The following is a 25,116-nucleotide window of genomic DNA, read 5'->3' as shown; positions in this document are numbered from 1 at the left end:
ATAACCTATCAATAAAAGCCAATAGTATTATTTTCCCGCCGCTTGCTGCTCTGCCTGTTGGGCAATTTCGGCATCGAGCTGCTCAATTTTAGCCAGCATCAGGTTGCGGCAATGTTCCGATAATTCACGCACGCGCTCTTTGCCATAGCCACTGGTATCAACGGGCGGCATTATCTCTACAATGACTTTGCCATTTGACCAGCGGTTTAAATTGATATTATTGGTGCTGGACACGCAAATAGGCACAATAGGCACACCAGCAGCTATAGCGGCATGGAAAGCACCGGTCTTAAATGGCAATAACCCACGGCCACGGCTACGTGTACCTTCTGGGAACATCCAGATAGAAACATTTCTTTTTTTGACCTGCTCAACCACCTGAGCAATAGTGCCATGCGCCTTGGCGCGGTTATCACGATCAATCAGCAAGTTACCAGTCAGCCAATATAGCGGGCCAAACAGAGGCACCCATAGCAGGCTCTTTTTACCCACCGTGACCGTACCGGACTGAACCACATTCGACATGGTGACCATATCGTAATTATTTTGATGGTTGGCGATATAAATACAGGTACCGTAGTCCGCCGCTTCCTTGGGGATACGTTGTTCAACTGTAATCCCGAACAATACCGACATCCGACCGAACAGATGCGCAAACGTCGCAAGATTACGTGGGTTTCGCGGCCTAAACAGGCAATAAATCGAACCAAACACACACACCAGAATACAATATAAAACTGCCAGCACCGTGCGCAAAATTAATAGCATAACAACCTCTTAAACACTCACTCTTAGACATGCGATCGACGCTAGTATAACGGCTTACCCACAAAATACCGCGCAGATTCATCGCCATAATTATGTAACGCGACAACGCACGCAAATTGCGCCTGCCATCGATTACATTCACGGGGTGATGCCTGACTAACAATATAATAATGACCACCACAGCAACTCAAGCCGGGTGGTCATTCATTTCTAGCGACGATTACTCTTCGGTATTGGTTGGTACTGGCGGCGCATCAACATCAACCCGATCAATACGCTGCAAGCCACGTGGTAACGGCGAACCTTTCCGACCCCGCTCTGCCCGGAATTTCTGTAAGTCTTCTGGGCGCAAGGTGAGCTTACGTTTACCAAAATGAAGAGTGATGGAGGTCTGAGGTGGCAGGACAAACAACCATGCCAGACGATCTTCACCCGCAGCCGCTTGTGCCGATGGGATGGAGACTATCTTATTACCCTTACCTTTTGATAACTCAGGCAGATCCGCGACCGGGAACATCAACATACGACCGGCGGCAGTAATAGATAACAACATGTCATCCGGCCCATGAATTTCTAACGGCGTCAACGCTTTGGCATTTTCCGGCAAGGTTATCATGGTCTTACCTGCACGGTTTTTAGCAACTAAATCATTAAAGGTACAGACGAAGCCATAACCGGCATCCGATGCCATCAATAATTTCTGGTCATCCGGTGCCATCAATACCTGTTCAATGGTTGCTCCCGGCGGCGGAGTCAGCTTACCGGTCAGTGGCTCCCCTTGCCCACGCGCAGAAGGCAAGGTCAGCGGATCCAATGCATAACTACGGCCAGTTGAGTCAATAAACACCACCGGTTGGTTACTCATACCGCGAGCCGCAGCACGGAAACTATCACCCGCTTTATAACTCAATCCACTCGGATCAATATCATGGCCTTTGGCACTGCGCACCCAACCCATTTCAGACAGTACAATGGTAACCGGCTCTGAAGGGACAATGTCATGTTCGCTCATCGCTTTGGCTTCACCACGTTCGGTCAATGGTGAACGGCGATCATCACCGTAAGCGGCCGCGTCAGCTTGAATCTCTTTCTTAATCAGCGTGTTGAGTTTACGTTCTGATGCTAACAATGCCTGTAGTTGATCACGCTCTTTGGCTAATTCATCCTGCTCGCCACGAATCTTCACCTCTTCCAATTTGGCTAAATGGCGAAGTTTCAATTCGAGGATAGCTTCAGCCTGCGTTTCCGAAATGGCAAAATGCTGCATCAGCAGTGGCTTTGGCTCATCTTCAGTGCGGATGATATGAATAACTTCATCAATATTAAGGAAGGCAATCAATAAACCTTCTAAAATATGCAGCCGTTTCAGTACCTTTTCCAAGCGGTAATTCAGGCGGTTACGTACCGTTTGGCGGCGGAATACCAGCCACTCAGTCAGGATATCTAATAGCCCTTTCACTGATGGGCGATGATCCAGACCGATCATATTCATATTGATACGATAACTTCTTTCCAGATCAGTGGTAGCGAACAGGTGGTTCATCACTTGATCCAGATCGACCCGGTTGGTACGTGGAACTATTACCAGACGTGTAGGGTTTTCATGGTCAGATTCATCGCGTAAATCCTCAACCATTGGCAATTTCTTGGCGCGCATCTGGCTGGCGATCTGTTCCAGCACTTTGGCACCAGAAACCTGATGCGGTAACGCAGTAATTACCGCGCTGCCGTCTTCTTTCTTCCACAATGCCCGCATACGGACTGAACCACGGCCATTCTGGTAAATTTTACGAATTTCATCACGCGGCGTGATAATTTCGGCTTCAGTTGGGAAATCCGGCCCTTGTACAAACTCCAGCAACTCTTCCAGTGAAGCCGTGGGTTTATCAATCAGTGCCAGTACCGCCTGTGCAATCTCACGCACGTTATGTGGCGGAATATCGGTTGCCATACCGACGGCGATGCCCGTAGTACCATTTAGCAGAATATTAGGCAGGCGCGCAGGCAGCATTTTCGGCTCCTGCATGGTGCCGTCGAAGTTTGGCACCCAGTCAACCGTCCCCTGCCCCAGTTCGCCCAGTAAAACTTCAGCGTATTTGGATAAACGAGATTCGGTGTAACGCATGGCGGCAAAGGATTTAGGGTCATCCGGTGCCCCCCAGTTCCCTTGCCCATCCACCAGCGGATAGCGATAGGAGAAAGGCTGCGCCATCAATACCATCGCTTCATAGCAAGCACTGTCACCATGTGGATGGTATTTACCTAACACGTCACCCACGGTACGAGCTGATTTCTTGAATTTGGCGCTATTGTTTAGCCCCAGCTCGGACATCGCATAGACAATACGCCGTTGTACCGGTTTCAAACCATCGCCGATAAACGGCAACGCCCGATCCATGATGACGTACATGGAATAGTTCAGATAGGCGTTTTCAGTAAAGGTGTGCAGCGGTAAGCGTTCTGCACCGTCATGAGTCAAATCACTCATTACTCAATTATCCTCAGACTCTGGGATGGCGATCACTGGCTTCAGCGGATCGGCACCGCAAGTTCATTGTCGATTTCTGCCCGCGATAGTACCTCATCTGCGGGGTTACTGTCACAACCCACAGATAAACTCAATCTTTCAGCTTTACAGCATTATCTTTCAAGCTTGCAACATCTGCCGCCCTTTCTATCAACGGGGTAACAAAACGATATCATCATGTAGCCTACCGCTTCTCTTCCCTTCATATACTGGCTATGCGCTGGACTTCCTTCCACTTTTACTTGCTCCCCCGATAACGGTGGTTGGGACGACGGCGTGCAAATCAACACACAGCGACAATGTCGTTTTTGCTTGCAGTCAATGTCGTTTCGCTTGCAATAGAAGTAGGAGAATACCCATGGCATCACCCAACATTCTGCTGTTACGCATCGATAACCGGTTAGTTCACGGTCAGGTCGGCGTGGCGTGGTCCTCATCTCTTGGGGCAAACCTGTTATTAGTTGCCGACGACGGTGTCGCGCAGGACAAACTCCAACAGCAAATTATGTCGATGACCGCCGAGTCCATGGGGTTAGGGATCCGTTTCTTCTCCATCCAGAAAACCATTGATGTTATTGGTAAAGCCTCTGCTGAACAGAAGATTTTTATCGTCTGTCGCACACCGGATGAAGCTCGCCGCTTGGTTGAGGGCGGGGTACCTATCCGCGACGTGAACGTCGGGAATATGCATTTTTCGGAAGGCAAACGTCCGCTAACCAAAAAAGTGTATGTCGATGATAACGATCTGGCCAACCTGCACGCAATTCAACAGCATAACGTAAATGTCTTTATTCAGGACACACCGAGTGACGGCAAAGATAAAGTCCAGTAAAAAGCCGCCGCATCAGGGTATAGCAATCTGAGAGTCTCGGACTTAATCCGATAATACCCTGCCCTACAACGCCTTTGGTGACGGAATTATTTATGCATGAAATAACAATGATGCAAGGTATTGGGCTGGCAATCATGGCACTGATTGTCGGGATCGATTTTTGGTTGGAAGCGTTGTATATCTTCCGCCCGCTAATCGTTTGTACCTTAACGGGTGCCATTCTCGGTGATATCCAAACGGGTTTGATTACCGGTGCATTGACCGAACTGGCCTTTACTGGCCTGACCCCGATTGGCGGTACCCAACCACCAAACCCAGTGTTGGCAGGTATTATGACGACCGTGATTGCCCACAGCACCGGTGTCGACGCGAAAACGGCCATCGGACTGGGCCTGCCCTTTAGCTTCTTAATGCAATACATCATTTTGTTCTATTACTCAGCATTTTCCTTCTTTATGCAGAAGGCTGACCGTTATGCAGAAGAAGCTGATGGCGCAGCTCTCGGGCGGCTGAACTTGTTGTTAACCGCCATTGTTGCTGTGACTTATGCCGCCGTGACATTCTTGTGCGCTTACGTTTCACAGGGCGCGATGCAAAGCCTGGTACGATCAATGCCAGTCTGGTTGACTCATGGCTTTGAGGTTGCCGGTGGTATCTTGCCTGCGGTTGGTTTCGGCTTACTGTTGAAAGTTATGATGAAAACCCCGTTCACCCCTTTCTTTATTATTGGTTTCCTGTTTGTCACCTTTATACCGGTACAGAATCTGTTGCCTGTTGCGCTACTGGGAACGGCTTTCGCTATCTACGAATATTACAACCAACAGAAAAAAGCCGCCCATGCTGCTGCCGCTCCTGAGGAGATGAATGATGGAATCTAATACCTTGCCAACAACGACAGATGCCAACACTGAACCAACCACCAAGTTGACGCGCCGGGATATCACCAAATTGGGTTTTCGGTCAGCACTGTTACAGTCCGGTTTTAACTACGAACGTATGCAGGCGACTGGTTTTGCTAGTGCACAAGCCCCGTTGCTGAAGAAGATTTATGGCAATGACAAAGCCGCTCTGTCTGCCGCCATGAAAGATAATCTGGAGTTTATTAATACCAACACCAATGCGGTTGGTTTCCTGATGGGGTTACTGATCTCTCTGGAGGAACGCCACGAAAGTCGAGACCTGATCAAAGGGTTGAAAGTGGCGTTGTTCGGGCCACTGGCGGGAATTGGTGATGCTATTTTCTGGTTCACTTTATTGCCGATTGTCGCGGGGGTTTGTGCCTCTTTTGCCAGTCAGGGCAGTATTTTGGGGCCAATCATCTTCTTCGTGGTTTATCTGGCGCTATTTTTACTGCGCGTGGTATGGACCCATCTGGGCTACACCTTGGGGGTAAGAGCCATCGATAAACTGCGTGCCAGTTCGGGGGCTATTTCCAGAGCAGCGACCATCCTTGGTGTGACAGTCGTTGGTGGGCTGATTGCTTCGTATGTCCATATTACCGTGGCGGCAAAAGTCGCGGTGACCGCGGGCCACGAGGTCTCTATTCAGGAAGCCTTCTTTGACAAAGTCTTCCCAAATCTGCTGCCCATGGTCTACACCTTGCTGATGTATTACCTGTTGCGCGCCAAGAAAGTCAGCCCGGTTACGCTCATTCTGGTGACTTTTGTATTGTCTATCGCACTGTCATGGCTCGGTGTGTTGTAGCACCTCAATCAGTCTCAATCTTTAATGCGCTGGCTAACGGCCAGCGCCCAAGGACCTTTTATGGTAAGCATTATCATCACCGGCCATGGGCGTTTTGCCAGTGGATTGTATAACGCGGTGGAACAAGTCATTGGCCCACAACCGCAAATCATTGCGGTCGACTTTCCGGTCGGTATGAGTACTCAACAGCTAGACCATGCGTTACAGCAGGCACTGGATACATTACCTGTTGAGCACGGTGTGGTGTTCTTCACCGACTTGCTCGGGGGCTCCCCATTTCGCAGTGCAGTCCAATTGAGTGTGCATCAACCTCAATTTGAAGTGATTACTGGTACCAATATGCAGATGCTGGCGGAAACAGTGCTAGACCGAGATGAAATCCCTACAGCCCGCGAATTGGTTCAACAGGCACTGGCGGCGGGAAAGCGGGGAATCGTTCATTTTGTCGTTGACAGTGAAACACCCAACAATGAGGAAAATGACGAGCCGGAGGGAATTTAATAATCCCATAATTCAAAATAGATCAGGGGGCTGAAACTCAAGCGACGGATTATCTTAAGACCCTGATGATCACCCGGTTGGCTTCAGACGCCAGATAATGGCGGCGCTAAATGGTTAACCATTTAGTTCGCGGATAAAATCAATAAACGCTTTGAGTGGTGAAGGGATAAGACGACGGTCGGGATAGTACAGATATGGGCCTGAAAACTGCTGCCACCAGGGGGTTAGAATTGCTTCAAGTTCGCCACGTTCAATCGCGGGTCGCAGCCACTCTTCAAATAGATAGATTATCCCACCGCCAGCAATCGCCGTTGCCACCGCAAGGTCAACGGCAGCACCAATGCTAACCATTAGCGGGCCATTTGGCTTAACTCGCACCACCTCGCCGTCTCGCTCAAACTCCCATTCAGGCACTATGCCGCTGGCATAACGGCCACGAATACAGAGGTGGTTAAGGAGTTCGCTCGGATGTTCCGGCCGACCATGCAGGTCGAGATACTCAGGAGCTGCGGCAACAGCAAAGCGCTGCTGACGTTTTCCTATCGGAAGCGCAATTACATCCTGCTCGAGACATTCATCATAGCGGATACCCGCATCGCAGCCATCACGGAATACGTCCTGCACGTTGCTTTCGGCCACCACTTCTAACTGAATGTCTGGATAACGTTTCAAAAAAGTAGGAACAATGGCAGGCAACACCAACCGCGCAGCACTAACAGGGACATTTAGACGTAATGTGCCCGACGGGGTATCACGAAAGCGATTAACAATATCCAGTGCAGCATCAACTTCGCTCATCGCAGGCATTAACCGCTCCATCAGTGCTCTACCTACCTCAGTCAATGCCACCGTTCGAGTGGTTCGATGAAATAGCCGGACACCCAGTTGCTGTTCCACCCGCCGCACCGCATCGCTGAGATACGAAGGATTACTGCCTATCATGCGTGCAGCCTCACGAAATCCGCCCGCTTTTGCCACCGCGACCACCGCATGAAGCAGTGCAATATCAATTTGCATTGTCCGCCACTCCGTACAACTTGTCTTCATTTAGCCAGATAGTTGCACAGCTATAAGCCAGCTACAATCATTGCGTTACTTACTCAGGAGATATCCCATGTCACAACGTACTCTTACTTATCGACTTGGCGATCGGCAGATTAATCGCCTCGGCTATGGCGCGATGCAACTGGCTGGCCCAGGTGTATTTGGCCCACCCTCGAATGAATCTCAGGCGATTCAGGTGTTGCGCGACGCCATCAAATCAGGGGTCCAACATATTGATACCAGTGATTTTTATGGGCCGCATATTACTAACCAATTAATTAAACGAGCCCTCCATCCTTATCCTAATGATCTGTGTATTGTTACCAAGGTGGGCGCACTACGCGATAAGACGGGGAACTGGCTACCGGCATTCAGCGCCGATGAACTCACCCGCGCGGTCGAAGATAATCTACGTCACCTTGGGCTTGATGTGTTGGAAGTCGTGAATTTGCGTAGCATGTTTGCTGTCCACCAACCGGCAGAAGGTTCCTTGGCCGCCCCCCTTGAGACACTGGTCAAACTGCAAGCGCGAGGGCTGATTCGCCATATTGGATTGAGTAACGTGACAGCAAAACAGGTCGCCGATGCCCAAAAAATCACCCCCATTATCTGCGTACAGAACTTGTATAATCTGGCAAATCGCAATGACGACCTACTTGTCGACGAGCTTGCTGCACAGAATATCGCCTGGGTTCCTTTTTTCCCGCTCGGTGGCTTCACACCATTGCAGTCGACACAACTCAGTGAAGTCGCACAGTCACTGGGGGCCACGCCAATGCAGGTTGCGCTTGCCTGGCTGCTGCAACGCTCTCCAAATATCATGCTCATCCCTGGCACGTCATCACCGCAACATTTACAGGAGAACCTGGCCAGTGCTGAATTGATACTCTCCGCTGAGGTGGTGGAAAAGCTAAATAGCATTGGCTAACATTGCTAACGGTCTAATTATTTTCGCACTCTCTAATTTTGCGCGTACTGCTTTGACGCCTTGAACTTAAGATTTTACCGCGATTAAGGCAGTATTGAGCTGCTGCACAGCCTGCTGCGGAGTCTGCTCTGGATGGATAAAAAAGGAGTTCAGTACGTGGAAGAAGATCTCTTTGGTTTGTGCATCTGTCGCCATCGAATGCGCCATACTCGGCAGCAATTTACCCGAGGCCTCCGCCTGACGGAACGCCTTGCCTGACTGCTGCGCGCAGGAGTCAAAATCCTGCAAAGAAACATCCATTCGGGCGGGGATCGAGCCTTTTAGTTTATTAAACGTAACCTGAAACTGCTTATCCATCAGTACATCAGCCAAATGGCGCTGGCCCGATACCACGACTGGATTACCGTTTTGCTGCAAAATAGCAAAGCTGTCCGTGTTATAAATAAAATAGCCCTGAGTACCGGGAGCCAGCGCACACAAAAACGCTTGGCCGGGATTATCACCATCCTGCATCATCTCGCCTTTGGCCCAGTCGCCCATAATCATCATGGCAGCTTTACCACTGCGCAGCATTTCTACCGACTCATGCCACGGACGATTGGCGGCATCGGGGTCGATATAACCTTTAAGCTTGCGAAACTTTTCCAGCACTCGCACCATCTTCTCGCTGGTGATGGCACTACTGCGCTGTTCCATAAACACCTGGCGGTAGAATTCCCCGCCTTCCATGCCTAACAGCAGATTCTCAAACACCGTGGCGTCCTGCCATGCCTGCCCGCCATGTGCCAATGGAATGTACCCGGCAGCTTGTAACTTATCGGCTACGGCAAAAAACTCATCCCATGTGGTAGGTACGGCTAATTTCAATTTGGCGAAAGGTTTCGGGTTAATCCACATCCAATTGATACGATGTATGTTTACCGGTACGGCAACATACTCACCACGATATTTAATGTTGGCTTTGATGGCGAGAGGCAAAGCCTGATCCCACTCAACGGTTTGCTCCGGCGTATAAGGGCTAGAGAGAAAACCCAGTCTGGCCCACTCCTCAATAGCCTTACCTTCTAGTAACGCCGCCCCCGGAGGGTTACCGGCAATAGCACGCGTTTGCAATACACTGTATGCACTCTCTCCTGCGCCACCAGCAACAGCAAAATCGTGCCAGTTATCCCCTTTTTCGGCCAGCGCCTGTTTTACCGATAACAGTGCCGCCTGCTCACTGGATGAAGTCCAATAATGCAGGACTTCAACGTTAACGGCAGTGGCATTGGTCGCGACCAACAGCAGAAAAATAAGAGATAGTGTCTTTAACATGCGTATTAGACTCAGTTATAGCGTTGTAAACGGACTTCAACTATCAGCCCACTGGCGGGATGATTACGTAATGTCACTTCACCACCATGTGCTCTGGCAATGCTACGTGAGATAGCAAGCCCCAACCCACTGCCACGGTTATCCTGTTGCAAACGATAGTAAGGCTTAAATACTTTCTCCCACTGCTCCTCGAGAATTCCGGGGCCAAAATCACGGATAAACAGCATGATGTAATCTCGGTGATCTGACAGGATTATTTCTACTCGCTGCCCATAGTTCAGCCCATTCTCCACGATGTTATTAAGTAGGCGCTTAATCGCCAGAGGGCGGCCAAAGATCGGGCTGGCTTTACCGGAAACAGTAACATTGAGATAGGCGTCCATCGTTTGCCTTAGCAAATTCATGATATCTATGGACTCCATATTTTCATGTAAATCAGTATCCTTCATACTTTGCAGTGCGCCTTTGACCATCATTTCCAAGTCAGCGACATCCCGTTCAAATTTTTTCCCCAAAGTCTCATCTTCTAGCATTTCTACCCGCAACCGTAGGCGGGTTAGCGGGGTTTTCAAGTCATGACTGATAGCGGTAAATAGCATTTCACGATTATGCAGGTAAGCGCGCAGACGGCTTTGCATTTGATTGAAAGAACGGGTCGCGGTAACCAATTCTGCACTGCCTTCCTCTGGCAATGGTTCACTGTCCAGTGAACTATTGAGTTCAAGTGCGCCATGGGCTAGCCGTGCTAATGGTTTCAGTTCACGCCGAATCAGCCACCAGGTAAAAAGTAAAACCAGAAGCAAACTACACAGGGTAAAGCCGACCTGACGCAGGCTAAACAACGGGCTTTCTAACTGATCATAAGGCGGTGGCAGTGGTGCTGCCAGAAACAGCCATTCATTGGAATTCAGTTGTAACTGAATGACTAATACTGGCGCATCTTTATGGGATGTAGTGATACCAAAACGTACCCAGGCAGGGGGGAGATTATCAACCAGAACTCCAGCGTTAAAAACTTTTAGTTGATCTGCGGGTGTCAGGGAGATAATCGCCGCCTGCCGTTCCCCTAATTGTGTTCGCAGTTCTTGTTTTGCCTGCGAGACCACGGTTCTGGCGACCTGACTGTTCAGCAATTGCACTTCATCCAATACATGGTTATTGATCGAAATAAAAAACTGCGAGCCACCTAACGCCAATTGTTGTTGCAACACTAAATGGCGGTAGTTATACGGCAGAGATGACATAAAGTTGTAGCTAGTCAGCATCCCTTGCACCAGCCCTTTGATAGTACTTTCCAGACTGGCCTGATTGCGCAGACTAAACTGACGATACCAAATTGAACCAGAGATACTTTCTGCCAGCAGCAGGGCAATCACCAGCATGCACAGCATGCGGCTCAAAAGTGAACGCGGCCAGAGTGGCCGGAACATATCCTGTAGCCAACGGACATAACGGCCCGAATCAATATTCACGGGTAACATCACAACACAGCATGTAACCCTGATTACGCAGGGTACGCAGTAGTAAGCGCTGGCTATCTTGTAGACGCTGACGTAAGCGGCTGATTTGCACATCAATCCCCCGCTCCAAAGGGTTATTTTCCCGTCGGCGGGTTATCTCAGAGATTTGATCCCGGTCGAGGATCTGATTGGGATGACGTAAAAATAACGAGAGCAACGTAAATTCAATCCCCGACAACGGCTCACTCTGCTTTTGCGGATCAATAAGCTCCCGCCGGACTAAATCCAGTTTCCAGCCGTTAAAACACAAAAATCGTGCCTCAGTGCCGGGGCTTTGCACAATTTGATTACGGCGTAATAACGCCTTAACTCGCGCCAGCAACTCGCGGGCACTGAACGGTTTAGCCAGATAATCATCTGCGCCTAGCTCTAACCCAATCACTTTGTCACTTTCATCAGATGCCGCCGTCAACATGATGATCGGCACTGCCGATACTTGCCGTGCTTTGCGGCAAAGGGTGAAGCCGTCATCACCAGGCAACATGACATCCAAAATGACTAAATCCACGGACTCCTGCTTCAATGTTGTCAGCAAATGTTCGCCATCAGGTAGCGAAAGCACACGAAAATTCGCTTTAGTGAAGTATTCCGTCAGCAAGCTGCGGATCTCTTCATCATCATCAATCACGAGCAAAGTATGAGGGGACATAATGGCGCTGACCTGAGTAAACGAGTGTCGCTAAAAGACAAGCAGTGTACCGCTATAACTTGGTACGCAGCTATATGCTACCAGGTATTAACTTCGTTCTGAGAGCTGCCTCAAAACTGTTGTTCTGCTGTTTCTGTCATATGAAATCCAATGCGGGGAGCTTCGCACATTTACAGTTTAAAAGGTTTAAATAGAGGGTTTTGTTGCTTATTTAGCAATAGTGTTGTGCATTATTGTCCATTTTTCTCTCGCGTAAAAACCATTAGCATACTCAGCATTCCGGGTAGGCCGCTGTTTTGGGTTATTAGCCCCCCGTTTCACAAGGATTATATCAATGAGTAATGTATTAATTATTAACGCCATGAAAGCGTTTGCGCACTCCAAAGGGGCGCTTAACCTCACGCTCACGAATGTCGCTGCCGACTTTCTACGTGAAAACGGCCATCAGGTGAAAATCACCACGGTTGATGAAGGCTATGATATTGAAAGTGAAATTGAAAAATATCTGTGGGCCGATACCGTTATTTATCAAATGCCCGGTTGGTGGATGGGTGAACCGTGGATTCTGAAAAAATATATTGATGACGTCTTTACCGCAGGTCACGGCAAACTGTATGCCAGTGATGGCCGTACCCGTTCTGATGCCACTAAAGGTTATGGTTCTGGCGGTTTGATTCAGGGTAAAACCTACATGCTGTCAGTCACCTGGAACGCACCACTTGCAGCGTTCAATGACCCGAAACAGTTCTTCCATGGGGTGGGCGTTGACGGTGTTTATCTGCATTTCCATAAAGCGAACCAATTCCTTGGAATGGAACCTCTGCCAACATTTATGTGTAATGATGTGATTAAACAACCAGACATTGAAGGTGACATCAGCCGTTACCGTCAGCATTTAGCCGAAAACTTTAACTATCAGGCCGTTTGATTTCCTATCAGAGATAAATAGAGGCAGTAATGATTACCGTTTTTGCAGAAATCAAAGTCAAACCAGGGCGCCGTCAGGCAGTATTACTGGCAATTGAGAAGCTTATTCCGGCGGTACTGGCCGAGGAAGGTTGTGGCGGTTATGTGCCGATGGTTGACGTTCCCACCCAGCTTGACTGGCAAAAGAACTCGCCGGACTCTATTTTCATGCTGGAGAAGTGGCAAAGTGTGCATCATCTGGAGTTACATTTGCAGATGGAACATATGCATCAACACCGTGAAGTGATTAAGGATGATGTGTTGGATGTGAACATTCACATTTTATCTTAGCCTTCTGGCTTGAAGTTGCAGCGGTGTTAGCCGCTATCACTCACCCGAATCACTTACTTGAGTAAGCTCATCGGGATTCATTCGTTTGCTGCCTTGCTGCAACTCCAATTACTTTGGCTAATACCCTTCTGGCTTGAAGTTGCAGCGGTGTTAGCCGCTATCACTCACCCGAATCACTTACTTGAGTAAGCTCATCGGGATTCATTCGTTTGCTGCCTTGCTGCAACTCCAATTACTTTGGCTAATACCCTTCTGGCTTGAAGTTGCAGCGGTGTTAGCCGCTCTCACTCACCCGAATCACTTACTTGAGTAAGCTCATCGGGATTCATTCGTTTGCTGCCTTGCTGCAACTCCAATTACTTTGGCTAATACCCTTCTGGCTTGAAGTTGCAGCGGTGTTAGCCGCTCTCACTCACCCGAATCACTTACTTGAGTAAGCTTCATCGGGATTCATTCGTTTGCTGCCTTGCTGCAACTCAAATTACTTTGGCTAATACCCTTCTGGCTTGAAGTTGCAGCGGTGTTAGCCGCTAATATCTGAGCCAATGGCTCCCCTGCAACTGAATCTGCTCACTCACATAATCGAGAAAACAGGTAATCCGCGCGGCAAGTTGTGTATTGCGATAATACACCGCATTGATCGGTTGCCAGGTTTCCAGAGTTTGATCCGCCATAACTTCAACCAAATGCCCCGCCAGTTGATCTTTACGCGTCATAAAATCAGAGAGTTCGACGATCCCTTCACCCTGTAAAGCCAATAAACGTAGCGTTTCGCCGCTGGAAGCCGCTAAATTCGGGATAATCGACGAATGCCCGCCTGGCAAATGAGGTAGCGACCATTGATTAAGGAATTCAGGCTGAGTGAAACCGAGCAGACTGTGATTTGCGAGGTCATCAATAGTGTGCGGGGTACCGTGACATTGCAGATAGTCGGGGCTGGCAAGAATACGCACCCGGCTGGCACCCAGCAAACGTGCATGAATAGTGGAGTCGCGCAAAGCACCAATGCGGATCGCGATATCAGTACGTTGCTCCAACAGATCGATATTAAGATCGTCGGTATTTAGTTCAAGAATGATTTGCGGATATAAGGCGCGAAAGCCGCTGATCATCGGCACGATAACGTGCTGCATAAAGGGGGCTGCTGCATTCACTCGCAACCGACCAGCAGGCTTCAACCGCCGCAGAGCAATCTGTTCCTCAGCATCATCCACCGCGCCAAGAATCTGGCGTGCATGGCTGAGAAACAGCTCGCCCTCTTCGGTCAATTCCAACCGGCGGGTGGTGCGGCGTAGCAAAGTGGTCGCTAGCTTTTGCTCCAATCGGCTCAATGCACGGCTGATACCCGATGTGGTCTGGCTACGTTGCTCTGCCGCCGCGGTAATCGAGCCGCAGTCAACTACCGAGGTAAATGCCTGCAACTCTTCTAACGTCACTTTCATCGATCAGACCTCGATTTCAGCGGTATCCCCTTTCTCTTGCAGCCAATTGCGCCGATCTTCGGAACGCTTTTTCGCTAACAACATGTCCATCATTGCTAGCGTTTTATCAATATCATCATCACCAATGGTCAATTGCACCAGACGACGGGTATTCGGATCGAGGGTCGTTTCACGTAACTGCAACGGGTTCATTTCACCCAACCCTTTAAAGCGCTGAACGTTGGGTTTACCGCGTTTACGCTTCAGTTGTTCCAGAACACCGGTTTTCTCTTCTTCATCCAAGGCATAAAACACTTCTTTGCCTAAATCGATGCGATACAGTGGCGGCATCGCCACATAAACGTGACCGTTGCGCACCAACGCCCGGAAGTGACGCACAAACAGGGCGCACAGCAGGGTGGCAATATGCAAACCATCGGAGTCCGCATCCGCCAGGATACAAACTTTACCGTAACGCAGTTGGCTCAAATCTTCGCTGTCTGGATCGATACCAATGGCTACCGAGATATCGTGTACTTCCTGCGAGGCCAGCACTTCATCTGACGAAACTTCCCAGGTATTTAGGATCTTGCCTTTCAGCGGCATGATCGCCTGATATTCACGATCACGTGCCTGTTTAGCCGAACCACCGGCGGAATCCCCTTCCACCAAGAATAATTCGGTCATGCTCAGATCCTGCGAAGTACAATCCGCCAATTTACCGGGCAATGCCGGGCCGCTGGTCAGCTTCTTACGCACCACTTTTTTTGCCGCACGCATACGGCGCTGAGCACTGGAAATGGCCAATTCAGCCAGTTGTTCTGCCGCTTGTATATTCTGATTCAACCATAGGCTGAAGGCATCTTTTACCACACCGGACACAAAAGCAGCACACTGACGTGAGGAGAGCCGCTCTTTCGTCTGGCCGGCAAATTGTGGGTCCTGCATTTTTACTGACAACACATAAGCACAGCGTTCCCAGATATCATCGGCCGAAAGTTTGACACCACGGGGCAAAATATTGCGGTATTCGCAGAAATCGCGCATGGCATCCAGCAAACCCTGACGCAAACCGTTGACGTGAGTTCCGCCCTGCATGGTGGGGATCAGGTTGACGTAGCTTTCTGTCAACAGTTCACCGCCTTCTGGCAACCACAACAGCGCCCAATCAATCGCTTCAGTATCACCGGCAAAAGAGCCGACAAACGGTGCTTCTGGCAGGGTAATCAAGCCATCAACAGCTTCCATCAGATAATCGGTCAGGCCATCGGCATAGCACCAACGCTGCTCGGTATTATTCACCAGATCTTTAAAGACGATTTCTACGCCGGGGCACAACACGGCTTTCGCTTTCAGCAAATGGGATAAACGCGAAACCGAGAAACGTGGGCTATCGAAGAATGAGACATCCGGCCAGAAATGCACGCTGGTACCGGTATTGCGCTTACCGCATGTCCCGATAACTTGTAGTTCCTGCACTTTATCGCCATTTTCAAAGGCGATACTGTAGATTTGGCTATCACGGCGCACCGTGACCTCTACTCGCTTGGATAAAGCATTCACAACTGAAATGCCTACACCGTGCAAACCACCAGAGAACTGATAGTTTTTATTCGAGAATTTGCCGCCTGCGTGTAACCGACACATAATCAGTTCAACGGCGGGAACACCTTCTTCTGGATGGATATCAACAGGCATACCACGGCCATCATCAGTCACTTCCAGCGATTGATCGGCGTGCAGAATAACGTCAATACGCCGGGCATGGCCCGCCAGCGCCTCATCGACGCTGTTATCAATCACCTCTTGACCAAGGTGGTTTGGCCGCGTGGTATCCGTATACATGCCCGGACGACGACGCACTGGTTCTAAACCGCTGAGTACTTCAATGGCATCAGCGTTATAGCTGGATTCAGTCATGGTTGATTAATATTCGGCTAATGGTTGGAAGGCTGGCGGTGACATGCCTGGTGGGCCATCTCGGCCCCAGTGCAATACCCACTGTAGTAACGATACCCAACGGTAGTAATACCAAAATTGTAGTAATACCAAACCTGCTGTATCGGTGGCACATATACGGCCTGTTATCAGGCAGTCGCTAGCCCTAAAAAAGTTACAATCGGGGAGAAATAGTGATCAAAGCCAACAAAGGCATGATTTCCACCTGATTCTACTGTTTGCCGGCAAGGGGTGTAATAAGCAACCGCTTGACGGTAATCGAGGATCTCATCCCCGGTTTGTTGCAATAACCAGAGTAAATCTGGGGATTCCAACTTTTCAATTTGCATGACCTTCAGGTCGTAAATATGTCGAGACTCTAACACATATTGTTGACCTGTGTAGGGGTTCTCATTCTCGCCCAGATAATCACTGAGCAGCTCAAAAGGCCGCACTGCCGGGTTAACAACCACCGCAGGAATGCTGAAACGCTGGGAAAGCCAGGTAGCAAAATAGCCGCCCAAGGAAGAACCAACAATACCAATAGATTGCCCCGCTTTATCCATCACAATGTTTTCCAACATTTCTGCTGCTTGTGCCGGATACGGCGGTAATTGCGGTGTCAGCATCTCAATATGAGGATGGTGCTGCTGCAACCAACTTTTAAAGGTGGTTGCTTTGAGCGAACTGGGGGAGCTATTAAAGCCGTGAATATAAAGAAGCGTACTCATCAATAACCATCCGAGTCCATGTCCGGGCAGAACTCATCACTGGCTAACCGACGAACCTCAGTTTCAAGTATTCCATCAGGCAGTAAGTCGAGGTAGCGCCATCCCGGGGCCACAGTATCAAGCGTAAAATTAGTACAGTGCGGTTTGAACTGCACACAAGTAGAAGGGCTGGCCAGCAGCCGTTTACCATACCAATCGAGATCCAAATCTTGATGGATATGGCCACACAATAAGGTGGTAACACGCGGATAACGAACCAGCACTGCCGCCAACATATGCGCATTACGCAGACTGTGTTGGTCAAGCCAAGTGCAGCCGGATGGCATTGGGTGATGATGCAATAAAATCAGCGTATAGCGTTCTGGGTAAGCCACCAGACAACGCTCCATCCACTCCAACTGATAATCGCTCAGTTCACCATAAGGAACACCGAATACCTGACTGTCCAATAACAGAATTTGCCAGTTATCACCAACCAGAACCTGCTTCGAAGGCGCAATGCCTGAATCCGCCAGTGCATCTACCATCGCCGGTTGAAAATCGTGATTACCGGGTAGCCATACGCAAGGCGCCGGCAAACGGGAAATACCCTTCGCAAAATTTTGATAGGCAGCAACCGAATGGTCCTGCGCCAAATCACCGGTTGCAACAATCAGATCAAATGGATGTTGCTCAGCAATAATCGCATCCAACACAGCGCGATAACTGCGGGACGTATTCACACCCAGCAAGGTCTCATGTTCACCTGCGAAGAGGTGGGTATCTGTTATTTGTAAAATTCTGACTTTGGCCCCACTCGCCATAGGCAGTTTAAACAGGCTTTCCAAATGGTGTCCTTGTTTTTGCACCCTTCCCAACCAGAATTATCACGATTCTTCACTCTCTGTAGGCAAGGTTATAAGTCTGTCTAACAAACCGGAACTGCCACCGCTCCATGCGCCAAACAATAGCGCAACCAGTCAGCAAGAAACTGGTTAATTTGATGCTTTTCGTCCCGCTGATGCAACTTTTTATTCGGATAATCATAACTTGCTTTGAAGCGGTAGATCTGCTGACTGGCACACACTTCCGCGACCTGTGCATCATGATAAAGCCGCACCACCATCGATGGCAGGCTCCAGTGACTCACCGCAGGCTCGGTTTGCACAATCTCTACTACCGAAGTGTAGCGGGTTGACTCAATAATTGTCAGCCTATAACTGCCGCCATTAACCTGATAAGCCACGTTTTCGCCCACTTCATCGACGCGAGGTATCAAACGACGCAATTGTGCGAAGTTAGTTTCACATATCCGCATCATCTCAGGGAAATCAGGTGTATAGCGCTTACTCATTATTTTTTCTCTTTATGACTGCCATTCTGCTCTCAGCGATTGATGGTGCAACGCCAACCATTGTAATGCAATGATTGAGGCTGCGTTATCAATAGCACCTTCTTCAACCCAACGACAAGCTTGTTCACGACTAACAACATGCACTCGAATATCTTCATTTTCGTCGGCCAAGCCATGAATGCCCTTCGCCGTTGTCGCATCAACTTCGCCCACCATAATAGACAAACGTTCGCTGGTGCCCCCGGGGCTGGCTAAATAGCTGAGCACCGGCTTACAGCGGCCAATGTCAATTCCGGCTTCCTCCTGCGCCTCGCGACGGGCGACCGCCTCAACGGTTTCACCCTCTTCAATCATTCCGGCTACCATTTCTAATAACCAAGGTGACGGGCTACTGTCAATGGCGGCAATCCGTAATTGCTCAACCAATACCACTTCATCACGCACCGGATCATAGGGTAACAACACCGCAGCATGGCCACGCTCGAAAATTTCACGCTTAACTTCACCACTCATTTCACCGTTAAACAGGCGGTGGCGGAATCGGTATAAATTCAGTGAAAAAAAACCACTGTAAAGTGTTTCACGTGCAATAATTTCCACATCATTCTTGTCAAAGGTCACCGGTGAAGATTGTACTGACGTCATTAACTGTTCTCCTTACTTAAGTATCCAAGCTTAATTGTGATTTTTGATGACAGCCAAACTACACAGGCTATACCCTAAATAATTAGAGTTGCAGGAAGGCGGCAATTGAGCGACAAATTGGTTGTAAACCATTTTGCACAGCGCCTGCGCTGGCCCGTAGGGTGAGGCTCATAATCCCCTATAAGCTTACATAAGTAAGTGACTGGGGTTAACGAAAGCAGCTAACGCACATGCAGCTTGCAGTATGACGGGTATACAGGATTTTAAAATAGCAGGCATAGAGTTAGCCGATAGAAATGATTTTGATAAAGATTATTTGACCAAGATAGCTCGATACAGATGAGTTGTCTGAATACTCATTTAGCTTTGTGATAGATTTAAGTAAATTAAGGCGAGATGGCACAATCAGCCACCTTATCCCATTGGCAGACTCTGATAGAATCGGCAACAATATCGTCTATCGACAGCTACCATAGTAAAATTGCCGCACAAATGCTGCACAACAAGGACTGCAAATGAAGAAACTGCTCCCCCTTCTTATCGGGCTGAGTCTGGCTGGTTTCAGTACCATGAGCCAGGCAGAGAACTTGCTGCAAGTTTATAAGCAAGCCAGGGATAGTAACCCGGATTTACGCAAATCGGCTGCTGACCGCGATGCTGCATATGAAAAAATTAATCAAGCTCGCAGCCCGCTGTTACCACAGCTCGGTTTGGGTGCAGGTTACAGCCATACTAATGGTTTCCGTGATGCATCCGATAGCCCGGATAGCAACGCGACATCAGGCTCCCTGCAACTGACTCAAACTATTTTTGATATGTCTAAATGGCGCGCCCTGACCTTACAGGAAAAGGCGGCGGGTATTCAGGATGTCACATTCCAGACCGACGAACAGGCACTGATCCTGAACACGGCAACAGCCTATTTCAACGTACTCAGAGCGATTGATAGCCTGTCTTACACCGAAGCACAGAAGCAATCGGTCTATCGCCAGTTGGACCAAACGACCCAGCGGTTTAATGTAGGTTTAGTCGCAATTACCGATGTGCAAAACGCCCGTGCCAGCTACGATACCGTGTTAGCAGCAGAAGTGACTGCCCGTAACAATTTGGATAACGCGTTGGAAAACCTGCGCCAGATCACCGGTGTTTATTATCCTGAATTGGCATCACTGAATGTGAGTCGCTTGAAGACTGAGCGCCCACAAGCAGTTACTAACTTATTGAAAGAAGCTGAAAAACGTAACCTTGCCTTGCTTTCTGCTCGTTTGAGCCAAGATTTGGCTCGTGAGCAAATTAAGTCAGCAGAAACCGGTTATATGCCGACGGTCGATTTGACCGCCTCATCTTCTGTAACCAATACACGTTACAGTGGGGGGTCACCAACCAGCCAGCAAGTGAATAATGATGCTGGGCAAAACCAAATTGGTGTGCAACTGAGTTTGCCACTGTATAGCGGCGGGGCCACCAATTCTGCGGTGAAACAAGCACAGTACAATTTCGTCGGTGCCAGTGAACAGCTAGAAAGTGCGCACCGTAGTGTGGTGCAAACTGTACGCTCCTCATTCAATAATATTTCAGCCTCCATCAGTAGTATCAAGGCTTATGAGCAGGTGGTCATTTCCAACCAAAGTTCATTAGATGCCATGGAAGCCGGATACCAGGTGGGTACCCGTACTATTCTGGATGTATTGACTGCAACGACTAACTTGTATCAATCCAAACAGCAATTAGCTGACGCGCGTTATAACTATCTGATTAATCAGTTAAACATCCAATCCGCGTTGGGGACATTGAATATGGACGATCTGATGCAACTGAATGGCGTATTGGACAAGCCAGTGCCAACTTCAGCCACCAGTCTCGCACCGGACAATGCCAACCAGAATGCTTATGCTGATGGCGAAAGTGCTCAATCAGCACCGCGTGCTACTTCTGTAAGCCAACCAGCTACCGCAGCACCAGCAGCGGCGCGTAGTGGCAATCCATTCCGTAACTGATTTTTACGGACTCGGACTCTCCGGGTGCAGCATCAGGCTGTGCCCGGTTTCTATGCCCTACGTCTTCGCTGCCAAGCACTTTTTGCCAATGAAAAAAGCGAAGCTACTCGCAGCATTTCGTATAGCTTTGTAAAGTCTGCCGCTGGCAAGCCCCCACGCTTTAATTTCGTACATCTTTCCCCTATTCTAGAGCGTACTTACTGGGAAAGGGCACAAAAGCCCTGAAATGAGATAAATAATGATGAAACGGACTCAAAACATCAATCAAGAGACTTTCCGTAAATCCTGGCGCAATTACCGTCTTGCGCCCGTAGCTTTAGCTGTCAGTGCTGTATTTATGCTGGCTGGCTGTGAAAAAACCGATGAAACCGTCTCTTTGTATCAAAATGCTGATGATTGCTCTCAGGCGAATCCGTCCAAGAGCGCGGAATGTACCACCGCTTACAACACGGCATTACAAGAAGCGGCTAAAACTGCACCAAAATATGCGACCCGCGAAGACTGTGTGGCAGAGTTTGGTGAATCTCAGTGTACTCAGGCTCCTGCTCAAGCTGGCATGGTACCAACATCTTCATCATCTTCTGGCGAAACCACGGCGGCCGCACCACAACAAAGTGGCAGTATGTGGATGCCATTAATGGCCGGTTATATGATGGGCCGGATGATGGGCGGTGGTGCAAGCCAGCCACTATTCACATCGAAAGCGCCAAATAGCCCAGCGAATGGCAAGTTTGTTGATGCGACAGGTAAAAACTTTGGTTCAGCCACCACTGGCCGCACCATGAACGTGCCAAGAACCGCCATGGCACCCAAGCCTGCGGTAACCAACACTATCACTCGTGGTGGCTTTGGTGAGTCCGTGGCTAAGCAGTCTTCTATGCAACGTAGTGCCGCGACATCATCTAAAACCAGCACACGCAGCATGGGTGGTTAAGGTCTGATTAATGAAACGTTTAGCGATTAGCGAACGCCCAGACTGGCGCGAGAAAGCCACTGAATTCGGTTTCCGTTTCCACACCATGTATGGCGAGCCGTACTGGTGTGAGGATGCGTATTACGAATTCACACTGGCACAGATTGAAGAGCTGGAAGAAACTACCGCAGAATTGCATCAGATGTGTCTGCAAGTGGTTGAGAAAGTGGTGAATAGCGATCAACTGATGGCAAAATTCCGCATTCCAAAACACTGCTGGGATTTTGTTCGCAGCTCATGGAAAACTCATCAGCCATCGCTCTATTCTCGCCTTGATCTGGCCTATGACGGCATCAATCCAGCAAAACTGCTGGAAAACAATGCGGACACCCCAACGTCATTGTATGAAGCCGCCTTTTTCCAATGGTTATGGTTGGAAGATCAGATCAACGCAGGCAATTTGAGTCAGGATTCTGATCAATACAACAGCATGCAAGAGAAGTTGATTGAGCGCTTTGTCGACCTGCGTGATAACCATGGTTTTAGCTTACTGCATCTGGCCTGCTGTCAGGACAGTGAAGAAGATCGTGGCACGGTGCAATATTTGCAAGATTGCGCACTGGAAGCAGGTCTGCCAACTGAATTCATGTTTATGGAAGAGATCGGCTTAGGGGAGAAAGGGCAATTTACTGACCTGGATAATCAGGTTATCAGTAATTTGTTCAAACTCTATCCGTGGGAGTTTATGTTCCGTGAAATGTTCTCAACCAAGTTGGAAGATGCTGGCGTGCGCTGGCTGGAACCTGCGTGGAAGAGCATAATCTCTAATAAAGCCTTATTGCCGCTGCTGTGGGAGATGTTCCCAAATCACCCTAACCTGTTGCCTGCTTACTTTGCCGAAGATGACCATCCGAAGATGGACCATTATGTCACCAAGCCGCTGTTCTCACGGGAAGGTGCCAATATCCAGATAGTGGAAAACGGTAAAGAAGTTGCCCGAGTTGACGGGCCATACGGGGAAGAAGGCATGATTGTGCAGCAATTCCATCCGCTGCCTAAGTTCGGCGACAGCTATACCCTGATAGGTAGCTGGCTGGTGAATGATCAACCCTGTGGCATTGGTTTGCGTGAAGACAGAGAACTGATTACCCAAGATCTGTCGCGTTTTTACCCGCATATTATTTTGGGCTAAGGCTGCGCATAATTTAAGGGAAAGCACTCGCTTTCCCTCAGACTGCTGACAAGGTCAAATGAAGGGGAAACACTCCGTTGGGGCTACTTTTAGTTTCAAATACAAGTGTGTAAACCGCCTGAACGCCCGTAGGAGTGGTCACCCCCTGGCTCGCTGACTTTATCAGTTCAAACCTTTCTTTTTATAACGTCGAACTATCCAATTCTTACCGACAACATACTGAGCGATCCCATCTCAATCCCATCAGTGGGAATCGAAATCGGCTCGACGCCGTCCCAGCTCCCCAACACATACAAAAGTGGTAGATAATGCTCTGGTGACGGATTAGATAGCGCAGCCCCTTCATGTTGCATAAAGTTCACTAAAGGATGGTTATCACCTTGATAGTTAAGGTTGTCTCGCACAAATTGATTGAAAGATTCAGCCCAAGGATAAGGACTGCTATCACCCTGCCATCTAACCATACGCAAGTTATGCACGACGTTTCCGCTGGCGACAATCATCACGCCCTGCTCCCGCAGCACTGCCAGCTTGCGACCTAACTCATAGTGATAAGCCGCCGGTTGCGTACCATCAATACTCAATTGCACCACCGGAATATCAGCCTCAGGGTACATTTTAATCAATACCCCCCAGCTACCGTGGTCCAATCCCCATTCACTGGTATCAGCCCGCACAACGATAGGTGCCAATAATTGCTGAACTTGTGCTGCCAGATCCGGTGAACCCGGCGCTGGATATTCGGTATCAAATAACGCCTGAGGGAATCCACCAAAATCATGGATAGTCCGAGGTTGCTCCATTGCCGTCACTGCGGTACCACGGGTATACCAGTGGGCGGAGACGGCCAGAATCGCCTTAGGACGCGGTAAAGTCTCACCCAACGTACGCCATGCCTGAGTGTGACTGTTTTCTTCCAGCACGTTCATCGGGCTACCGTGGCCGAGAAACAGTGCAGGCATACGAGAGCTGTTCATAAGAAATCCTTACTGTTAAGAGAGAAAATGGCGCTTGAAATCATAAGAAATACATTACGCGCTTTTTTTTCATTGCACAGCCAGATAACAGTGATGAAGATATTCAATAAAATTGAATGGGGAAAGTCAGAGAAGGGTTAACTTAGGGGTCAAGACATGATAGGAAATAACCGGGCCGCACTCTATTCAGGAAAATAGAGGCAACCCGGTGTTTAAACCAACACCATCAGCAGGCAATATCCATTGATATCGCCACTCTATTAGCTGGCTTTTCTTGCCTGAGACTGGAGGTAATCAGCCAGGTCATCAATTGTCACTACCGGCATATCATGCAATTTAGCGAACTCAATAACCTCTGGCGCATGGGCCATGCTGCCATCGTCATTAGTCAGTTCACACAACACACCTGCTGGCTTGTAGCCCGCCAGTGTTGCCAAATCGATAGAGGCTTCGGTATGACCACGACGCGATAATACGCCGCCTACCTGACCACGCAGCGGGAATACATGGCCCGGGCGGTTAAGATCAGCAGGTTTAGCGTTGTCAGCAATGGCCGCACGAATAGTCGTCAAACGGTCAGCCGCAGAAACGCCGGTCGTAACACCTTTAGCCGCTTCAATTGTCACGGTAAATGCCGTCTGGAACTGGCTGGAGTTATTGGTCACCATCATCGGCAAATCAAGCTGCTGGCGGCGTTCGTCAGTGATACACAGACACACAATGCCACTACCGTGGCGGATGGTCAGTGCCATTTGTTCAACAGTCATTGCTTCAGCTGCAAAGACGATATCACCTTCGTTTTCTCGACTTTCGTCGTCTAACACCATAACGCCACGGCCGTTACGCAGCGCGTCGACAGCACGTTCTACACGCTCAACAGGCGTGCCAAAATCTGATAGAAGGGTCTGATTCATGGTAAGAAACC

At 49.1% G+C, this 25,116-nt stretch carries 24 protein-coding genes; 10 read left to right on the top strand and 14 right to left on the bottom strand.

Going from position 1 to position 25,116, the window contains the following annotated elements; translation table 11 throughout:
• Positions 1–27 precede the first annotated feature (27 nt).
• Both V1953_RS02665 and parC read right to left on the bottom strand, forming a co-directional pair.
• Positions 28–768 (bottom strand): 1-acylglycerol-3-phosphate O-acyltransferase, encoded by a 741-nt coding sequence (locus tag V1953_RS02665; protein ID WP_083162401.1) that lies wholly within the window; start codon positions 766–768, stop codon positions 28–30.
• A gap of 220 nt (positions 769–988) precedes the next feature.
• Positions 989–3,256: a DNA topoisomerase IV subunit A gene (parC, locus tag V1953_RS02660; protein WP_442850611.1), complete on the bottom strand. Its 2,268-nt coding sequence runs from the start codon at positions 3,254–3,256 to the stop codon at positions 989–991.
• Positions 3,257–3,653: 397 nt separating this feature from the next.
• Between parC and agaB the strand changes: the two genes are divergently transcribed.
• The 4 genes from agaB (at position 3,654) to agaF (ending at position 6,332) form a co-directional block, all read left to right on the top strand.
• Complete coding sequence (gene agaB / locus V1953_RS02655) at positions 3,654–4,127, top strand: PTS galactosamine transporter subunit IIB (protein WP_004390117.1); 474 nt, start codon at positions 3,654–3,656, stop codon at positions 4,125–4,127.
• A gap of 92 nt (positions 4,128–4,219) precedes the next feature.
• On the top strand, positions 4,220–5,005 hold the full coding sequence (agaC, locus tag V1953_RS02650) for a PTS galactosamine transporter subunit IIC (RefSeq protein WP_083162397.1): 786 nt from the start codon (positions 4,220–4,222) through the stop codon (positions 5,003–5,005).
• Entirely contained in the window at positions 4,995–5,831 is an 837-nt protein-coding gene (agaD, locus tag V1953_RS02645) for a PTS galactosamine transporter subunit IID (protein WP_420072780.1), read from the top strand. Before agaC ends, agaD begins: the two co-directional genes overlap by 11 nt.
• A gap of 60 nt (positions 5,832–5,891) precedes the next feature.
• A complete protein-coding gene (agaF, locus tag V1953_RS02640) occupies positions 5,892–6,332 on the top strand; it encodes a PTS galactosamine/N-acetylgalactosamine transporter subunit IIA (protein ID WP_083162393.1) in 441 nt (146 codons plus the stop codon).
• 114 nt (positions 6,333–6,446) lie between these two features.
• Here the strand turns inward: agaF and V1953_RS02635 are convergent, their stop codons facing one another.
• Entirely contained in the window at positions 6,447–7,349 is a 903-nt protein-coding gene (locus V1953_RS02635; RefSeq protein ID WP_083162392.1) for a LysR family transcriptional regulator, read from the bottom strand.
• A gap of 97 nt (positions 7,350–7,446) precedes the next feature.
• On the opposite strand from V1953_RS02635, the gene V1953_RS02630 reads away from it, so the two are divergent.
• Entirely contained in the window at positions 7,447–8,304 is an 858-nt protein-coding gene (locus tag V1953_RS02630; protein ID WP_442850610.1) for an aldo/keto reductase family oxidoreductase, read from the top strand.
• A 66-nt stretch (positions 8,305–8,370) separates the two neighbouring features.
• Here the strand turns inward: V1953_RS02630 and V1953_RS02625 are convergent, their stop codons facing one another.
• From V1953_RS02625 to V1953_RS02615, 3 genes are read right to left on the bottom strand one after another with little or no spacing between them, the layout of a single operon-like run.
• Entirely contained in the window at positions 8,371–9,618 is a 1,248-nt protein-coding gene (locus V1953_RS02625; RefSeq protein ID WP_420072774.1) for an ABC transporter substrate-binding protein, read from the bottom strand.
• Positions 9,619–9,629: 11 nt separating this feature from the next.
• Entirely contained in the window at positions 9,630–11,099 is a 1,470-nt protein-coding gene (locus V1953_RS02620) for an ATP-binding protein (RefSeq protein ID WP_442850609.1), read from the bottom strand.
• A complete protein-coding gene (locus V1953_RS02615; protein ID WP_050086662.1) occupies positions 11,080–11,787 on the bottom strand; it encodes a response regulator in 708 nt (235 codons plus the stop codon). The genes V1953_RS02620 and V1953_RS02615 overlap by 20 nt, the downstream gene beginning before the upstream one ends.
• A gap of 334 nt (positions 11,788–12,121) precedes the next feature.
• On the opposite strand from V1953_RS02615, the gene V1953_RS02610 reads away from it, so the two are divergent.
• Positions 12,122–12,715, top strand: coding sequence for an NAD(P)H-dependent oxidoreductase (locus V1953_RS02610; protein WP_083162389.1), 594 nt, complete (start codon positions 12,122–12,124; stop codon positions 12,713–12,715).
• 29 nt (positions 12,716–12,744) lie between these two features.
• Positions 12,745–13,044 carry a putative quinol monooxygenase gene (locus tag V1953_RS02605; RefSeq protein ID WP_420072773.1) on the top strand — a complete coding sequence of 100 codons (300 nt, stop codon included), beginning with the start codon at positions 12,745–12,747 and terminating at the stop codon, positions 13,042–13,044.
• Between the two features lie 530 nt (positions 13,045–13,574).
• Here V1953_RS02605 and V1953_RS02600 read toward each other — a convergent pair.
• The 6 genes from V1953_RS02600 to nudF all read right to left on the bottom strand — a co-directional run bounded on the left by V1953_RS02600 (position 13,575) and on the right by nudF (position 19,112).
• Positions 13,575–14,486: a LysR family transcriptional regulator gene (locus tag V1953_RS02600; RefSeq protein WP_083162387.1), complete on the bottom strand. Its 912-nt coding sequence runs from the start codon at positions 14,484–14,486 to the stop codon at positions 13,575–13,577.
• 3 nt (positions 14,487–14,489) lie between these two features.
• The gene (gene parE, locus V1953_RS02595; protein ID WP_083162386.1) at positions 14,490–16,385 is read right to left on the bottom strand and encodes a DNA topoisomerase IV subunit B; all 1,896 of its coding nucleotides are present in this window, start codon (positions 16,383–16,385) and stop codon (positions 14,490–14,492) included.
• A 167-nt stretch (positions 16,386–16,552) separates the two neighbouring features.
• Positions 16,553–17,134 carry an esterase YqiA gene (yqiA, locus tag V1953_RS02590; protein ID WP_372560484.1) on the bottom strand — a complete coding sequence of 194 codons (582 nt, stop codon included), beginning with the start codon at positions 17,132–17,134 and terminating at the stop codon, positions 16,553–16,555.
• Entirely contained in the window at positions 17,134–17,961 is an 828-nt protein-coding gene (cpdA, locus tag V1953_RS02585) for a 3',5'-cyclic-AMP phosphodiesterase (RefSeq protein WP_083162384.1), read from the bottom strand. Before cpdA ends, yqiA begins: the two co-directional genes overlap by 1 nt.
• An 80-nt stretch (positions 17,962–18,041) precedes the next feature.
• On the bottom strand, positions 18,042–18,467 hold the full coding sequence (locus V1953_RS02580; protein ID WP_050086674.1) for a DUF1249 family protein: 426 nt from the start codon (positions 18,465–18,467) through the stop codon (positions 18,042–18,044).
• A gap of 12 nt (positions 18,468–18,479) precedes the next feature.
• A complete protein-coding gene (gene nudF / locus V1953_RS02575; protein WP_083162382.1) occupies positions 18,480–19,112 on the bottom strand; it encodes an ADP-ribose diphosphatase in 633 nt (210 codons plus the stop codon).
• 515 nt (positions 19,113–19,627) lie between these two features.
• On the opposite strand from nudF, the gene tolC reads away from it, so the two are divergent.
• From tolC to V1953_RS02560, 3 genes are all read left to right on the top strand, one after another.
• Positions 19,628–21,109 carry an outer membrane channel protein TolC gene (gene tolC, locus V1953_RS02570; RefSeq protein WP_083162381.1) on the top strand — a complete coding sequence of 494 codons (1,482 nt, stop codon included), beginning with the start codon at positions 19,628–19,630 and terminating at the stop codon, positions 21,107–21,109.
• A gap of 241 nt (positions 21,110–21,350) precedes the next feature.
• Positions 21,351–22,043, top strand: coding sequence for a DUF1190 family protein (locus V1953_RS02565; RefSeq protein ID WP_083164047.1), 693 nt, complete (start codon positions 21,351–21,353; stop codon positions 22,041–22,043).
• A gap of 10 nt (positions 22,044–22,053) precedes the next feature.
• A complete protein-coding gene (locus V1953_RS02560) occupies positions 22,054–23,214 on the top strand; it encodes a glutathionylspermidine synthase family protein (RefSeq protein WP_083162380.1) in 1,161 nt (386 codons plus the stop codon).
• A gap of 194 nt (positions 23,215–23,408) precedes the next feature.
• Here the strand turns inward: V1953_RS02560 and ygiD are convergent, their stop codons facing one another.
• Both ygiD and ribB read right to left on the bottom strand, forming a co-directional pair.
• The gene (ygiD, locus tag V1953_RS02555) at positions 23,409–24,191 is read right to left on the bottom strand and encodes a 4,5-DOPA dioxygenase extradiol (protein WP_083162379.1); all 783 of its coding nucleotides are present in this window, start codon (positions 24,189–24,191) and stop codon (positions 23,409–23,411) included.
• Between the two features lie 260 nt (positions 24,192–24,451).
• Positions 24,452–25,105, bottom strand: a complete 654-nt coding sequence (gene ribB / locus V1953_RS02550) for a 3,4-dihydroxy-2-butanone-4-phosphate synthase (RefSeq protein ID WP_083162378.1) — start codon at positions 25,103–25,105, stop codon at positions 24,452–24,454.
• Positions 25,106–25,116: the final 11 nt, after the last annotated feature.

Origin of the sequence: Yersinia sp. 2541 StPb PI, from assembly GCF_052217145.1 — a bacterium.
Classification (GTDB): domain Bacteria; phylum Pseudomonadota; class Gammaproteobacteria; order Enterobacterales; family Enterobacteriaceae; genus Yersinia; species Yersinia enterocolitica_E.
Note: the sequence above shows the minus strand (reverse complement) of the source record. Positions and strands in the feature narration are given on the sequence as shown.